The sequence below is a fragment of the Streptomyces sp. NPDC041135 genome (assembly GCF_055592085.1).
On the sequence record NZ_JBVIYZ010000050.1, the window covers coordinates 1 to 15,022 of the forward strand.

The 15,022-nt window shown below is 65.3% G+C and carries 10 protein-coding genes and 4 pseudogenes; 7 read left to right on the top strand and 7 right to left on the bottom strand.

Annotated features, from left to right (window positions below; translation table 11 throughout):
* The coding region (locus ACZ6CZ_RS36455) for a chymotrypsin family serine protease (RefSeq protein ID WP_469030128.1) at positions 1-452 on the top strand (452 nt) is incomplete at its 5' end.
* Positions 453-554: 102 nt separating this feature from the next.
* Here the strand turns inward: ACZ6CZ_RS36455 and ACZ6CZ_RS36460 are convergent.
* Entirely contained in the window at positions 555-1,913 is a 1,359-nt protein-coding gene (locus tag ACZ6CZ_RS36460; RefSeq protein ID WP_469030131.1) for a carotenoid oxygenase family protein, read from the bottom strand.
* Positions 1,914-2,093: 180 nt separating this feature from the next.
* On the opposite strand from ACZ6CZ_RS36460, the gene ACZ6CZ_RS36465 reads away from it, so the two are divergent.
* Entirely contained in the window at positions 2,094-3,338 is a 1,245-nt protein-coding gene (locus ACZ6CZ_RS36465) for a cytochrome P450 (RefSeq protein ID WP_469030134.1), read from the top strand.
* Positions 3,339-3,420: 82 nt separating this feature from the next.
* Here the strand turns inward: ACZ6CZ_RS36465 and ACZ6CZ_RS36470 are convergent, their stop codons facing one another.
* The gene (locus ACZ6CZ_RS36470) at positions 3,421-4,143 is read right to left on the bottom strand and encodes a hypothetical protein (RefSeq protein WP_469030137.1); all 723 of its coding nucleotides are present in this window, start codon (positions 4,141-4,143) and stop codon (positions 3,421-3,423) included.
* Between the two features lie 394 nt (positions 4,144-4,537).
* Here ACZ6CZ_RS36470 and ACZ6CZ_RS36475 point away from each other — a divergent pair, with 394 nt between their 5' ends.
* Positions 4,538-5,515 carry an NADPH:quinone reductase gene (locus ACZ6CZ_RS36475; protein ID WP_469030152.1) on the top strand — a complete coding sequence of 326 codons (978 nt, stop codon included), beginning with the start codon at positions 4,538-4,540 and terminating at the stop codon, positions 5,513-5,515.
* A gap of 197 nt (positions 5,516-5,712) precedes the next feature.
* On the opposite strand, the gene ACZ6CZ_RS36480 is transcribed toward ACZ6CZ_RS36475, so the two are convergent.
* Complete coding sequence (locus tag ACZ6CZ_RS36480) at positions 5,713-6,162, bottom strand: hypothetical protein (RefSeq protein WP_469030140.1); 450 nt, start codon at positions 6,160-6,162, stop codon at positions 5,713-5,715.
* A gap of 409 nt (positions 6,163-6,571) precedes the next feature.
* Here ACZ6CZ_RS36480 and ACZ6CZ_RS36485 point away from each other — a divergent pair, with 409 nt between their 5' ends.
* Positions 6,572-8,014, top strand: coding sequence for a DUF6851 domain-containing protein (locus ACZ6CZ_RS36485; protein ID WP_469030143.1), 1,443 nt, complete (start codon positions 6,572-6,574; stop codon positions 8,012-8,014).
* Between the two features lie 726 nt (positions 8,015-8,740).
* On the opposite strand, the pseudogene ACZ6CZ_RS36490 reads toward ACZ6CZ_RS36485, so the two are convergent.
* From ACZ6CZ_RS36490 to ACZ6CZ_RS36505, 4 genes and pseudogenes are all read right to left on the bottom strand, one after another.
* Positions 8,741-8,860 (bottom strand): annotated as a pseudogene (locus tag ACZ6CZ_RS36490) (transposase); the annotation flags it as partial.
* A 10-nt stretch (positions 8,861-8,870) separates the two neighbouring features.
* Positions 8,871-9,097: pseudogene (locus ACZ6CZ_RS36495) on the bottom strand (ISAzo13 family transposase); the annotation flags it as partial.
* Positions 9,098-9,920: 823 nt separating this feature from the next.
* On the bottom strand, positions 9,921-11,192 hold the full coding sequence (locus ACZ6CZ_RS36500) for a chymotrypsin family serine protease (RefSeq protein ID WP_469030145.1): 1,272 nt from the start codon (positions 11,190-11,192) through the stop codon (positions 9,921-9,923).
* 245 nt (positions 11,193-11,437) lie between these two features.
* Positions 11,438-11,781, bottom strand: a pseudogene (locus tag ACZ6CZ_RS36505) (transposase); the annotation flags it as partial.
* 555 nt (positions 11,782-12,336) lie between these two features.
* Here ACZ6CZ_RS36505 and ACZ6CZ_RS36510 point away from each other — a divergent pair.
* The 3 genes and pseudogenes from ACZ6CZ_RS36510 to ACZ6CZ_RS36520 all read left to right on the top strand — a co-directional run.
* Positions 12,337-12,921, top strand: a complete 585-nt coding sequence (locus ACZ6CZ_RS36510; RefSeq protein ID WP_469030147.1) for an RNA polymerase sigma factor — start codon at positions 12,337-12,339, stop codon at positions 12,919-12,921.
* Between the two features lie 502 nt (positions 12,922-13,423).
* Positions 13,424-14,794 (top strand): pyridoxal phosphate-dependent decarboxylase family protein, encoded by a 1,371-nt coding sequence (locus ACZ6CZ_RS36515; RefSeq protein WP_469030149.1) that lies wholly within the window; start codon positions 13,424-13,426, stop codon positions 14,792-14,794.
* Between the two features lie 43 nt (positions 14,795-14,837).
* A pseudogene (locus ACZ6CZ_RS36520) lies at positions 14,838-15,022 on the top strand (pyridoxal 5'-phosphate synthase lyase subunit PdxS); the annotation flags it as partial.

Sequence of the window (15,022 nt, forward strand, 5' to 3'; positions counted from 1 at the left end):
GCCGGACCTGGTACGGCCCGTACATGGGGATCAGCGGCCTGACCGTCAAGAACGTCAAGGGCGCCAAGGGCAACTACGTCAACGAGTACGTCTGCACCAACGGTTCTTACACCGGCACGAGCTGCAACGCGAAGATCGACGCCACCGGCGTGGTGCTCGATTACGGGTACGGCGGTGGGCCCGTCCACGGTCTGGTCAAGGCGAGCTCCACCGACGGCACGAGCGTCGCCGGCAACGGCGACAGCGGCGGCTCCGTCTTCCAACTCGCCGGCGACGGCAACAGCGTCTACGCCAAGGGGGTCGATGTCGCGGCGAGCGCCTGGCCGCACGACCTCACATCCTGCAAGGGCGCCCCGGCCAGCTCGACCCGCAAGTGCTCGAAGGTCATCTACTACTCGAGCATCTACAACGCCCTCAACCTGGGCTGGGGCTCACTGGTCACGGCGAGCTGAGCAGATGGACGCCACCCTCGGGGACCGCAACCCCTGAGTGCACATGAGATCGCAGAAAGCCGGTGCCACGCCAGCGGGCAGGTGCGGCCGACGCGCGTGGGTTCACAGCTCGCGGACGTCGAACCAGTTGCCGTGCGCGCCCATGGGGACACGCGTCGGCAAGTGCACGACGGCCGCGGGCGGGCCGGTGAAGTCCGCCCCGTCCAGCAGCACGAGTTCGCTGGTGGCGGCGGCTCGGTCGTGCTGGAGATGGATGACCCACCCGTCGTCCTCCGCTGTTCCTCCCTGACGTGGGACGAACACCGCTTCGCCGGTGGCGCGCCCTCGGCCCAGTCTGCGTATCTCCGGTTCGCCGGTCCGGAAGTCGTGTTTGAGCAGGGCGTCCGGCTCATGGGCGGGCGTGCCGTGGAGCGAATCGGCCGTGACGGCATAGTAATGACGCAATGGACCCCCGGCGTGCCGAAGCCGACTGCGGGGCAACTCGTGCGGCCGATCGCCCAGTTGTTGCTCCCGTACTCGGCCGGTGGCGAGATGGGCCGTCCATCGCCACAGGGTTCCCACGCCGTCGAGCGGATCCTCGTGGGCCGTATCGAAGAGCCGCGGATAGCGGACGGCCGTCAACTGCACCGAGCCGGACGGCGTCTCGCGGGCATGGACGGTGTGGAAGACGAACGCCGGGGGAAATTCGAACCAGCGCACCGGTCCCGGGACTCCGGGGCGGGGCACGACGCACATGCGTGCCGGTCTGTTGTCGTCCCAGCGGTACGGGAAGCGGCCCTTCCAGAAGGTCGGGAAGCTGAAGCCGACAGGAGGTTCGAGGAAAATCACATGACGAGTGGTCAGCGAAATGTCATGGACCAGGGGGCGCCCCTCCAACGGGATGCGGCGCTGGTGGACGAGGGTTCCCCCGGCGTCGAGGACGAGGTACTGGCCCCAGGTGCGCAGGGGCGAGACGGCCAAGGCATGAATCTCGCCGGTGTCCGGGTCGACTTTGGGATGCGCGCTGAATCCGTATCGGAGCGCACCCGCGAGGTCGGTGTAGGCCAGGGTCTCCAGGGTGGGGCTCAGGCGGACCGGGGCGCAACCGGTCTCGATGAGGGCCAGCAGCATCCCCCGGTGGGCCATGAGGTTCGTGTTGACGGTGTCCACCGGGAAGTGGCGGGGGCCCGGCGGACGCGGTTCCTTGAAGGCGCGAGCGACACGGCGGGAGCGGATCCAGCGGTTGCGGAACCACAGGGCACGCCCCTCCGCGATGCGGACGCCCGTGACCATTCCGTCCTGCGTGAACCACTGGTAGCGGTCGATGCCGCGATGTACGGGCGGCCGGACGGGGTTAGGGCCTATGTACGCGTACAGTCCGTCCAGGTCGGCGGGGATGCGTCCGCGGACGGGGAGGTCGTACGCGGTCTCCTCGCGGTAGACGGGGGCGTAACTCCCCAACAGGTACGGGCTGGTGCGCATGAGGACGGCCGGCTCCCATCGATGGGCGGACGGTCCCCCAAAGATCGCCCCTTCGACCGCACGGGACCTGAGTAGTCGCTACTCACGAGGCCGGATCATGCAGCTCCCTACGCTTCGTCGCAGACACGCCCGGACCTCTCCACCCTCCCCCTTCGGACGGATGCCGGTATGAGGAATTTCGTGAAGCCCATCGACACCACCAGCATCGACTTCACCGACCCGGAGATCATCGGCGTGCGGCTCCCGCACCCCGAGTTCGCCGCCGCCCGACGGACCGCGCCGGTTCTCTGGTGCCCGCAGGAGCGGGGCGTGGCCGGGTTCGACGACGAGGGCTACTGGGCCGTGGTAAGCCACGCCGAAGCCGACTTCGTCTCCAGGAACCCGGAGGTGTTCTCCTCCTACGAGAACACGTCGGTCATACGGTTCGACAGAGAGGTAACCCGGGACGAGATCCTGATGCTCAGGTTCTTGATGAGCAGCATGGACGGAGCCGAACACACCAGACTGCGCAGCATCATCAAGCGCGGCTTCACGCCCAGGGCACTGACGGCCTTGGGGGGCTTCCTGCAGACGTGTGCCCGCCGGACGGTGCGGCGGGCTGCCGAGAAGCTCCAAACAGAGGGATGCATCGACTTCGTCAGCGACGTCGCGGACGAGCTGCCGCTCCAGGTCATCTCTGAACTGATGAACGTGCCGGAGGCGGACCGGCCACGGATCTTCGCGCTCACCAACGCGATCACTGCCCCGGCGGACTTCCCGACCGATGAGGCGGGCATGTCGGGGAATGCCGCCAGTATGAACCTCCTGGGCTATGCGTCGGAACTCGCGGAGCAGCGCGCTCGGGAGCCGGGTGACGACATCGTGTCGGGGCTGGTCGCCGCACAACTCGCCGGCAACCTTTCCGCGGACGAGTTCGGGTTCTTCTTCATACTGCTCTCGATCGCTGGGAGCGAGACCACGAGGCATGCCATCAGTGGCGGGATGCTCGCGTTCCTGGACCATCCCGATCAGTGGGAGCTGTACAGGAGACAGCGGCCGAAAACGGCCGCACGGGAAATCGTCCGTTACACCAGTCCGGCGATCGTGGCCCAGCGGACGGCCACACGCGACGTCGAGCTGGCCGGTACGACGATCCGAGCCGGTGACCGCGTGGGGATCTTCTACGCATCGGCCAACTTCGACGATGCCGTATTCGAGGATCCCCATCGGTTCGACATCCTGCGCGATCCCAATCCGCACCTCGGGTTCGGCAGCGGACCGCACTATTGCCTCGGCAAAAGGCTCGCGGAGATGGAAATCGACGCGATCTTCACGGAGATCGCTGCGTACCTTCCCGAACTACGGCTCAGTTCTCCCCCCCGCCGTATCCGTTCCGCCTGGATGAACGGCTGCAAGTCGATGATCGTCGAGAGCCGCACCCCGTAGCGGCGCGACTGCCCGGCCCTGGCGGGCATCGACGGCCGGGAGATCGTCCGCCGGCCGTCGACGCGTGCGGTTGCAGGGGCTGCTAACGGACCCGGACCGGGGTCACCGTCCAGGTCAGCTTGGCCTTACCGGTCCCCGTCTTCTTCCACATGTTGACGGTCTGTGTCTGGGTCTGCGCCGCGTCGAACGTGAACTCGTGGGTGAGCTGGGCTATCTCGTCGTCGCCCCACATCCCGTCGTGGTCCCACAGGTTCATGCTGATGAGGTATTTGTCGCCGTTCCTCAGCTCGGGCACCGTCAGCGTGTCCACCTTCTTTCCCGCCTGCCACACGGCCCTGGTCGCGAAGTAATCCATCTGGTCTTCCCTGTCACCGAGCCCGAGTCCGCCTTCGAAGGTGTGCGCTCCGCCGTTGGTCCCCTGCCCGAGGGTGCCGATGCCGTAGGTGCCGGCCGAGAAAGTCCGGTAGCAGCCTCGCCAGTCCACGCAGTCGCCGTACCACTGGTCGCCGGAGCCCGGCTCGCCCTTCCAGCGTTCGGTCGTGAGGTATGCCTTCTCGCGAGTGCCGTTCATGCGGAAGCTGCCGTAGGGAGTGGTGGCGCCGAACGATCCATACATTTCGACATCGTCGCACCCGACCACCTCGAGGAAGTCACAGTCATGGAGCTCCGAGAACTCGACGTTCAGGAACTTGACCTGGAGGTCATACAGCGGAGGCAGGGCATCGGCCGCCTGCGCAGGAGCGATCGTGAAGAACGATCCGGCCAGCACCGCAGCAGCAGCCGCAGCACGCACAATGTTTCGCATGTGATCTCCCAAGCCCGTCGTGTCAGCAGCTGCATATTCCCACCCCTTCTTCGACGGTCCGTGAGTAGTCTCTTCTCCATAGCAGTAACACCACATCGGCGGCGCATGATTTAGAGTATCGATTTCTTAGAACTTCCGACCGCATCGGCCGATGATTGCCTTCGGTGACACGGGAGGGTAGCCGCGTACCTATGTTCATCGACATGAAGAAGCGGTTATCCATCGGTCCTCAACGGCTTCATGTTCTGTTCGGGGTTCGTCACCGGCTGTTCTTTCGACTACCGGGCGACCGCGCAGACCATCTGCTCACCGCGCGGCCGCCGCCGAGACCGCGCCCGTACTCACGTCCCGTCCGTCGGACGGCATCGGACGGCACATGAACAAGGAGTTACCCGTGCTCGCCTCCTGGTACGACGAACAAGGCCCGGCAGCCGAGGTCCTGCGAGTCGGTGAACTGCCCGATCCCAGTGCCGGGCCCGGCGAGGTCCGGGTCCGGGTCACGCTCTCGGGCGTGAACCCCGGCGATGTCAAGAAGCGCACTGGCTGGACCGGTTCTGCGATGCCCTACCCCCGGGTCACCCCGCACAGCGACGCCGTCGGCGTGGTGGACCAGGTCGGCAGCGGTGTCGCGGCCCACCGCCGCGGACAGCGGGTGTGGGTGCATGGCGCCCAGTCCTACCGGGCCTTCGGTACGGCGGCCCAGTACACCGTCGTGCCGGCGGACCTGGCCGTCCCGCTGCCCGGTCACGTCCCCGACGAGCTCGGCGCCTGCCTGGGGATCCCTGGCATCACCGCGCACCGCGCCGTGTTCGCCGACGGGCCGGTCGACGGGACGACGATCCTGGTCAACGGGGTGCTCGGCGGCGTCGGTTCGCTGGCCGCCCAGCTCGCCGCGTGGGGTGGCGCCACCGTCATCGGCACCGTTCGCCGCCGGTCGGATCTGGTGCTGGTGGATCCCGCGGTGGTTTCCCTCGCGGTCGCGTTGGACGGGGAGGACCCGGCCACGGAGATCCGGTCGCACGCCCCCGAGGGCGTGGCGCGGATCATCGAGGTCTCGCTGTCGGACAATGCCACACTGGACAACGCGGTGGTCGCGGGCGGAGCGACGATAGCCGCGTACGCCACGGGTGCCGAGCGGACGGAGATCCCCTTCTGGCCCCTGCTCTTCAGCAACGTGACCCTGCGTCTGCTGGGCAGCGACGACTTCCCCGCCCCCGCCAGACGCCGGGCGGTCCGCGAGCTGACCGCCGCGGCGGCGACGGGTGCGCTGAGCATCGAGGTCGGCAGCCGCCACCCGCTGGCCGCAGTCGCGGCGGCCCATGAGCAGATCGAGGCGGGCGTCCGCGGCCGCGTCCTGGTCGACGTGCCCTGATCCCTCGCCGGGACGGGTGCGCAACCACGTCGTCGCAGACGATCGCGATGGGGGCTCAGGCTGAACAGCGGCCGCGCAGGTGCCGGCCGCCTCCAGGCGCCGGGTACGTCGGCCGTGCGGGAATCCGGCGGCATACCGTCAAAGTAGCCGTACGACACGAGAAAAAGGCGCCCGGACGAATGGTGCCGGACGGGGCACTAGAAGGACTCGGGGGACATGACGACCGTGAAGCGGTAGAGGCCGGAAACCGGGTCCCAGTAGTCCACGCGCCCGTAGCCGCTGTCCTTGGTGGCCGGCCAGGCGTCCGACACCCATGCGCTGCTGCAGGCAAGCCGCGCCCCGACGGCGACCCAGGAGTTCATCGTGCACGTCTTCTCACCGCCCAGGGACGGGACGTTGGCGTACATGCCCGAGACGTAGACGGCACCGGCGGAGTTGTTCTGCACGAAGAGGTCGGCACGGCGCCAGGCACCGTCCTTCTCCAGGCAGGTCTGCACCCAGGCCCCGGGGATGTTGGGACTGAGGGACGACAGTGGCTTCCACTCGCTGCACGTGTACGTGCTCGCCGCCTGGGCCGGGGCGGCGGGTCCGACCCCGGCGAATCCGATCGCCAAGGTGGCGGCGGCGATTCCCATCAACGTGCGCATGCTGCTCCTTCCAGGGCTTCCGACGAGATCGGTGCCGCAGCGCGGTGTCCTCATGAAACCGCCCGATGTCCAGCGCGGCGAGAGTAGGCCGTCCTCATTCCCGCACCGCTCAGTCGGCCGATGCCTTGAGTAGGGCGGGCACCGTCCGGCAGACGGCGACGAGCGGTAGGCGGCCCGTCCGCGCGGTTGTGGTGCGGCAACTCGTCGTTGAGTAGGCGCTACTCAACCGGGACGCGTCGCACGGCGAGAGTGTGGCGGGGCAACGCCGTTCTGCCCAGACGAATTCCGTACGGTTGGAGGAACGATGAGGCACACACGCCTCCTGTCGCTGGCGCACCTGCCGCAGCAGAACCGCTCCCGACGGCGGCTCCCCGTCATGACACTGATTTTCGTAGCGGTTTTGGCACTGATGTCCGCAATCCTGGTGCCGGCCCGGGCATCGGGCAGCGGGCGGGCCGTGGACGCCTTCGACTTCGACACCGGCAACGCGTACAGCGAGGTCTTCCTGCCCTACGCCTTCAAAGCCATTCCCACGCTGGAGGTCCCCGACGGCGACGACCCCACGATCGCCCTGCGCTGGGTGTCGGTGACCGACCTGGCGGCTTTCGATTCGATCGCCCCTTACCACCCGACCGCCGTCGGCGTGTACTCGAACCTCGGCCGCCGACCCGCATCGGAGCGGGTGACGAACCGGAACAAGAACATAGCCCTGCTGCACGGCATGTACCGCGCCCACATCAGCCTGTTCCCGACCACGGTCGACATCTGGCGGGAGATGCTCACCTCCGTCGGCCTCGATCCCGACGACACCCACGAGAGCACCACCGACCCCGTCGGCATCGGCAACAAGGCCGGCAATGCCGTCGTCGCCGCACGCCTGCACGACGGCATGAACCAGCTCGGGGACGAGGGCGGAGTCACCTACAATCGCAAGCGCTACAGCGACTACACGGGATACCAGCCCGTGAACACCGCCTACCGGCTCCGCGACCCCTCGCGCTGGCAGCCCTTGATGGTCCCCAAGGGCAACGGCATCTTCCAGATCCAGCAGTTCGTCACGCCCCAGCTGGGCAACACCAGGCCGTACACCTTCCCCCGCAGCAGACTCAAGGATCTGCGGGTCCCGACGCCCGTCAACAGCTACCCGCGCACGAACCCGGCCGGGTACCGCCAGCAGGCACAACAGGTCCTGGACGCCTCCGCCCACCTCACCGACGCCCAGAAGGCGGCCGCGGAGTTCTTCAACAACAAGTACCTCAGCCTCGGCGGTGTCGACCGGTACATCGCCAAGAGCCGCCACCAGACCCTGGACCAGGTCGTACAGTTCGCCGCGACGCTCACCCTCGCCCAGTTCGACACGTCCGTCGTCGTCTGGTCCGAGAAGCGCCGATACGACACCGTCAGGCCGGTCAGCGCGGTGCGATACCTGTACGGCCACAAGAAGGTCACCGCCTGGGGCGGCCCCGGCCGGGGAACGGTCCATGACATCCCGGGCAACGAATGGCGCAGCTACATCAACACCGGCGACCACCCGGAATACCCGTCGGGATCAGCGGCCTTCTGCTCGGTGACCGCGCAGGTCATGCGCACATATCTGGGCTCGGAGACACTCGGGTGGGTGATTCCCGTGGCGAAGGGTTCCTCCGACATCGAGCCCGGTGTGACGCCCGCGGCCGACCTCGAGCTGAGTTACGACACCTGGACCGACTTCGAGCGGACCTGCGGCCAGACGCGCCTGTGGGGCGGGGTCCACTTCCCCGACGCCATCCGGGTGGGCGGGCAGGTCGGCCACGACGTCGCGAACATCGCCGTCTCCTTCATGCGGGCGCACATCAACGGCTCCGCGGGCTGACCCGTCTCCTCGCGCCCGGCTACCGCCGGGCGCGAGGTCTGAAGGAGAACGTCCGGGGCGAATGCCCGGACGGGCACTCACCTCGCCCGGGACCGCGGTGTACAGCTGGTGATGCGCTCGACGGTGACCGTCGCCGCGGTCATCGTCCCAATGGGCGCTCCGGCCCGCCTCATAACGCGGAAGGCCGGCTTGGCCGATCCCGTCCGGTGGCTCGGCGAGATCGGCCGGTTTCTGACCGGCGGGCGGAAGAAGGGCCGGGTCGTGTGGGTGGACGACGCTCCGTCGGGAGCACACGGATCGCGGGCTACTGAGTGCTGGAGCCCGCCTCCGGCAAGAGCAGGCAGAACGCGGTCAAGAGCACGGAAGGGCGGCACGTCGGATCCAACGGGCTGTTTGATCATCTTCCGGACGCAGCAGTTCCCATGAGGTACTGGGGAGTCTCCCTGCACGCGTAAACTCCATGGAGACCCACCGGTACACCGGGCGCAGCGGAAGTGATGGAGATCGTCTTCGTGACGGCGTGCACCTGTCCTCCCGGTCGCGCCGATACGCCACGCAGCCCCCGCGTTCCGCCGCGCCCGTCCCGCACTCCCGCGCCGTGCCACCGATCCCGCCAGCCGCACGGGTGTCCCGGCCTGGTCCCGGGCGCGTCACCGTGGGCAGCGCCTACACCGGGGCAACTCCCATGACGCGCTGGTCTCCTTTTGTCTACCGCCGGAACAGCTGCTCACCGCGGATGGACGACCCCGAACTCCGGGTTGCTGGGGCGAGACCGGCATAGGCGACGAGGTGACCGGCGCAAGGGAAACTGCTGCCGTCGCCACCGCCGATGAGGATCCCGGCTCCGACCTTGACGCAGCCCGGGCCGCAGGCCCGGATCACCACCGGGCCTGCGCACCCGGCCCCAGAGGGTTGTCGTCGGCGTCCAATCCGTCCATGCCCTTGCGGACCGTCGTCTCGCTGACCCGGGTCGCCCGCGCAACCGCCCGGACACTGCCGTGCCCCAGGGATCCGGGCCTCGGCTCCCATCAGCAACCGTCGCTGCCGCTCGTCCAGACGCGGGTACAACACCCCGACCTTCATAGCGACTTGACCATGGACCTCATCGGAGATGCTCCTATCACAACAACGAGCCGAATCACGGGAAGCAGCACCTTGATTCTCTGCGAGCCCTTAGCGCAGCCAGACTGCACCTTCGGGATACTGGAACGGCAGCATGCCTTGCTCTGCTCTTGGCTCATTATGACGCCTCCGCAAGACAATCACCGTTCCATGGATACGGCATATGCACGACGGGGACTAGAGTGTTGACGCCTTGAGCACCGGGTGAAGCTGGGACTGTACCGCGGCAGAGGGTCAGCGGCCGCCGCCCTGCAATCTGGGCGGCGACCGCTGCACGCGAGGAGCTGGACTTCCCTACGCAACTCCTCGCGCATGGACCTCCGTAGCACCAGGGGGCGGGAGACCCCTGTCTCGAACTGCCACGGAGGGCCGGCTGCTGGAGCTGTGAAGTCGGCGATGCGGCTCCAGCAGTCCATCCGGGAGATGACCAAGCACCCGCAGCAATGCAACGCCCCGGACCATTCGGCTGCCTGGATAAAGATGTTAAGTCCCAGCGTGCCCACTTGGAAGACTTAGCGCCTGACAAAATACGCGTGACAGTCAGGCAACGGCAAGGTGTCCCTATACCGACCCGGAGCTCGGTGTGTCCAGCGCAGCCATTCACGCCGACGCCCATCGAGCAACAGTGATCAGGCCCGTACCGATTACAGCATATGAAAGCGCATTCTGTGGTACGAACAGTGCAGCCTGACAAATATTTGTTGGCAGTGCATCGCGGTGACACGTCCGGCACGGTTGCGTCAGGGATGCCGTGCGGGCGGCACCCTGCGGGACCCGGACGGCCTCAGTCCCAGTAGTGATACCCGGTCAGGAAATCGCTGAACAGCACCGTGTCAAAGCAGTCACCACTGTTGATACCAGTGCATGAAACTGTATAGTCAGGCTTCCCGTCATGATTCTCATCGAACGGCCATTCACCCGCGCTGATGATCCCCTGGGCTACTGCATACTGCGTTCCCCCGGATTTTATGAACGTCTCGATCGGGCCACCGCTATCACCATGCCGAACTGCCTGAAGATGATCAAACAGCCCGTTGGATCCGACGTGCCGCCCTTCCGTGAGCCCATGGACGGTGATACCGTCCATAAGCGCTGTCACACTTGTTTCAGTAACCTTGATCGAGCAGCGAGTTCCCGAGTAGGCGCCGTCGCTGCAGATCAATTCTCCTCTGAACGCATGCTGCCCTGAATAAACAGGAAGCCGTGATCCGGGATCGTCCTCAGGCCCGCCCTGCCAGATACGGCGCTCGTAGGAACCGTCCGTGCTATTAGCCTGGATAATGGCTTGGTCCAAGTCCGCGCGGATGCCCACGACCTTGCCCACCACTTTTCCGTCGGAGGTGTACGCGGTGCCTCCCATGTCCACACAGTGCGCGGCCGTGAGCATATATTTGTCACCGCTCCCGATCGGCACTCCTGTCGTACAGCCCATCTTCTGCTTGTAGTGGCCGCCTCCCCAGAACCTGGCAGTGTCATGCCAGCGGGTCAGGCCCGTAGCGACGGGAGTCGGCCTGGTGGTCACCTCCATGTGGACTGGAGATGCAATCAGCGACTCAGTAGGTGCGGAAACCTCTACGCGTAGACCCCTGGCTCCCTGCAGAGGCGCCGCAAGCACTACATTGGCCTGACCCCTTTCGCCAGTGATATCCGCGATCGCGGCCTCAAGATCCGCAGCACTGTATGGCGAGGAGCGCACAATAACCGGGACATCCGCATCTTCAATGAATCGCGTAACCGCAGATGCCGGACGACCGCCCTTCCAGTACAAACTCAATGAACGATCTCGAAGAGAGACTTCTATAGATCCGAACCCAGGACTACGGTCGCGCTCGACGACATCCATGATTCCTTCGGCGACCCTGTGCAGGTTGTTCTGCGTGGCAAGCGCATCGTCCCATGAATCGAAACCTTGCGGAACCGGATCCTGGATACTGAATGACGCGCGTTCTACAGGCTTGACGGCGTCTGCCTGGGCAGACGGTACGCCGAGGAAGGAAGCGACAGTAACGGCTGCCGCAGCGGTGAGCCTGGCACGGTGGGAATCAAAGAAAGACACACGCACTCCTACGGTGAACTGGCCAAGCTTCTTCGGCCATCTCTCCCCGGGAAACGAGCACTACGTGTATGACTGGGTGGGTAACTGCTACTCAACTGTGTCGCGCGCGGCTTGCACCGCGTCCGCCTGCGCCAGCGATCACGCCCCTGCTACGCCGGGCTGACCCGGACCCGGCTTCGGCGGATACCAGCGGTTGCGGGCTGGGCTGAACCGGTAATGGAACGGGAGGCTCAGCCGCGCCCGTCGCGGGAGATCGTCGGATCGGCGATGACGAGCCCGAACACGGCCGGCCCGGAACGCAGCAGTGCGACGTCGGCGAGACCGCCTCCGCCGAGCGCGACCGCCGAAGCGAGGTCCAGGAGGACCTTGCCCGGGTCGTGGACGCCCCGCGCTCTGCACACTGCGCGAGTCCTGCGGGCATGGCATGGTCGAGGCCGATCTTGCGGGGCCGTTTCGCCAGCAGGACCGTACCGCCCTGCGAGACCACGGCTCGGCCGTCGTCCCGTACACGGACATGGGGGCAGGATCCGTAGGCTGCTTCGCCTGGAAAGTTGGCTCCGGCACGGACGGGAACAAGGACCTCAGCAATCCTTCTCTCGCTGCTCACAGGCACTTTTCGCTTACCTGATCGCCTATCGGACGGCTCGCCTCATGAAAGCGCGAGGCTAGCGGTCAGGGTACGCAGCGACCACCACCGTGAGCATCAGCTACTCATGTCACGTCTCTCGCCACCGCCGAATATGAGACACAAGTAGCTCCGCACATGTTGTTCTCTTGTCCAGAAATGCAGGTCTCAATGGGCCACATGCTACAGTCTTCGACTGATTCACTAACAGAAAGCGTCATTCATGTATGGGCGCAGGCGCTCTTCTGTTCGCCCGCGCGACACGGCGAATGCATCGATGTCAAGACAATCTGCCGAGCGGTCGCCGAGGAACTAGTCCGTCATATTGACAAGCCGGGAGGCATAGGAGGTGCAGTCGTATGGCGAGCCGATACCCTTTCCTCATCCGTCTCGGAGCGTATGGCCTGGTGCTTAGAACAAGCAGCCCGCGCCTATGCGGTTCATTGCGTTGGATGCCATGACACATTGGCAGTCTGATGCAGCTCAGATGAGCGAACACCGCCTGCAAGGCTCCACCGCATGCTCTACCAAACTTTGGAGGACGGGAACGCCGAGATGAGTGACATTTGGGATGAACGTCATTCCCGACAGTTGATCAACCTGGGTGACGAAGGTGCGATCACTCGCCTTTTCAGCGACTACAGGACATGGATGTATACGGTCGCATACAGCATCCTGAATGACAGCGAACTAGCTGCGGACGCTGTCCAGCAGGCTTGTATCCAGACGTGGCTTCACGCCAAGTCATTCGATCCAAACCGAGGGATCCGACCATGGCTGAAAGTCATCATCCGCCATGCCGCAATTGACATATACCGGAAAGAGCACCGACATTCAGAGTGCCTTTCCTTGGACGCTCAAATATTCACCGCCCGGGAAGCGGCCGTACCAGACGATAGCGAAAAGGTTCTTATGTCGCAGATGATGCAAGCCTCATTGAAGGCAATGCATGCAAATGAGCGTGCCGTCATCCACAGTTATCTACAGGGTAAGAGCCAGCGCGAGATAAGCCGCCAGGAAGGCATTTCGCTAGGAACCGTCAATAAGCGCGTACGCGCAGGTCTGGATATTATCGAGCGGACATATCGGGCAGCAATCGCGTAATGCCGCTTTCGTCACGTAACGGCTACAGTCGACCGTACCCGCCGACAGGTTTCCCGAGCTGAATTGTGGGTTTAGGCGGGCAAGGCCGGCCTCGCCACGGGGTGCGCATTTCAGCAGAGGTTCAGACCTTCGATCCCGGATCGGGCCGCTGTGCGCGCGGCGCACCTAGACCGAGATCGACCGGGGCCGGGTACTCGACCCACCGCTTGAAGGCCGTCCGGGCCTGTCTCGCCGGCCACGAGGACAACACCCAGTGGCACTCCCTGTCCGCGCCGGCACGTCGTCTATGTCACGGATGAGGCCTTTGAGTTTCCGATCAGCATGAGTATCGATTACTCATGGACTTTCCGATGCGCCAGTCCACAGTGAAAAGAAGGATCTTAGCGGAACTTTCGAGCCCTGCTGTCTCTCAAGGAACACAAGGAAGCGGACTCCAACCCTTGCCGGGTTCGACGAATCCTCCCTCAACCTTTTCTTATCAGGCGCAGGAAGGTGATTGTGCGTGAGCGAACGCGAGTTGCTGAGGACGGCCGCAGATCACGCCGCAACGTATCTCGAAGGACTGCCTGAGCGGCGGGTCGAGGCTGACGTTGACGGCACAGGCATGCGAGCCACGCTCGGGAAGGACCTGCCGGACCTGCCGACCGAACCACGGCGGGTCCTTGATGATCTCGTCGCTCTGGCTGACCCAGGTATCACTGCGATGGGTTCGCCGCGCTACTTCGGTTTGGTCGTCGGGGGAACTCTGCCGGCCGCGCTGGCGGCGGACTGGCTCACCTCCACGTGGGACCAGAACGCCCTACTGGCCCGATCGACCCCGGCTGTAGCCGCAATCGAAGAGATCACTGGGCAGTGGTTCCTTGACGTACTGAAGCTGCCGGCCACCGCGTCATTCGCTTTTGTCACAGGCTGTCAGATGGCACACGTCACAGCGTTGGCGGCGGCCCGGCACGGAGTCCTGGCGCGTATCGGCTGGAACGTCGAAGAGCATGGCCTGATTGGCGCGCCGCCCGTCAGGGTCATCGTCGGCGGTGAACGCCATGTCACCATCGACCGCGCATTGCGCGTTCTCGGTCTTGGCGTCTCCTGCATCAAGGCTGTCGCCGTCGATGCGAACGGTGCGATGAACCTGAACGCTCTCGAGGCGGAACTCCGTCGCAGTGACCGCCCCACCATCGTGTGTGCCCAACTCGGGAACGTGAACACTGGAGCCATCGACCCGATCGCTGGTATCTGTGAAGTGGCCCATGCCGCGAGCGCCTGGGTCCACGTCGACGGAGCCTTCGGCCTGTGGGCGAAAGCCAGCCCCGCCTACCGCCATCTCATCGAAGGCAGCGAGAACGCGGACTCGTGGGCCACAGATGCCCATATGGTCCTGAACGTCCCCTACGACTGCGGGTTCGCGGCCGTCGCCGACCGCAGCGCCCACGAGGGTTCGATGAAGGTTCGGGCACCGTTCTTCCTCCAGGACGAACCTATCCGCGAACCGTTGGACTGGACCCCGGAGTCGTCCCGGCGCGCACGGGCGATACCCGCATATGCGGCACTGCGTTCCCTCGGCCGGCAGGGACTGGCAGAACTGGTCGATCGCCTGTTCACTTGCGCTGAGCGGTTCGCCAGCCAACTTGCCGCACATCCACGCCTCGAAGTGTTGGCCAGTGACCTGAACCAAGTACTGATCCGAGCCATTGACGGCGACACGGTCACGGACCAGCTCGTGAACCAGATCCAAAAGGATGGCACCTGCTGGATGAGCCCCTCTACCTGGCAGGGCCACCGCTGCATTCGTATCTCGGTCTGCAATTGGCGGACCACCGAAAAGGACGTCGACCGCTCGATCGACGCCATCGCGTCCGCACTGACCCGGCTGTAGATCAGCCACTCCCGCAGTACCCGTTCACCAATCTGCCAGCGAGATGAGGTCACCCGTGTCCACCATCGACAACCAGGCTCCCGAGACCGGCACCGCCCGTGTGAAGCGCGGCATGGCCGAGCAGCTCAAGGGTGGCGTGATCATGGACGTCGTCACGCCGGAGCAGGCGAAGATCGCCGAGGACGCGGGCGCCGTCGCCGTCATGGCGCTGGAGCGGGTCCCGGCCGA

Excerpts from the sequence above, each read along its gene's own strand:
- ACZ6CZ_RS36510 (WP_469030147.1), top strand. The coding sequence starts at position 12,337 with ATGCTCTACCAAACTTTGGAGGACGGGAACGCCGAGATGAGTGACATT.
- ACZ6CZ_RS36480 (WP_469030140.1), bottom strand. The coding sequence starts at position 6,162 with ATGCGCACGTTGATGGGAATCGCCGCCGCCACCTTGGCGATCGGATTC.
- ACZ6CZ_RS36470 (WP_469030137.1), bottom strand. The coding sequence starts at position 4,143 with ATGCGAAACATTGTGCGTGCTGCGGCTGCTGCTGCGGTGCTGGCCGGA.
- ACZ6CZ_RS36485 (WP_469030143.1), top strand. The coding sequence starts at position 6,572 with ATGTCCGCAATCCTGGTGCCGGCCCGGGCATCGGGCAGCGGGCGGGCC.
- ACZ6CZ_RS36460 (WP_469030131.1), bottom strand. The coding sequence starts at position 1,913 with ATGCGCACCAGCCCGTACCTGTTGGGGAGTTACGCCCCCGTCTACCGC.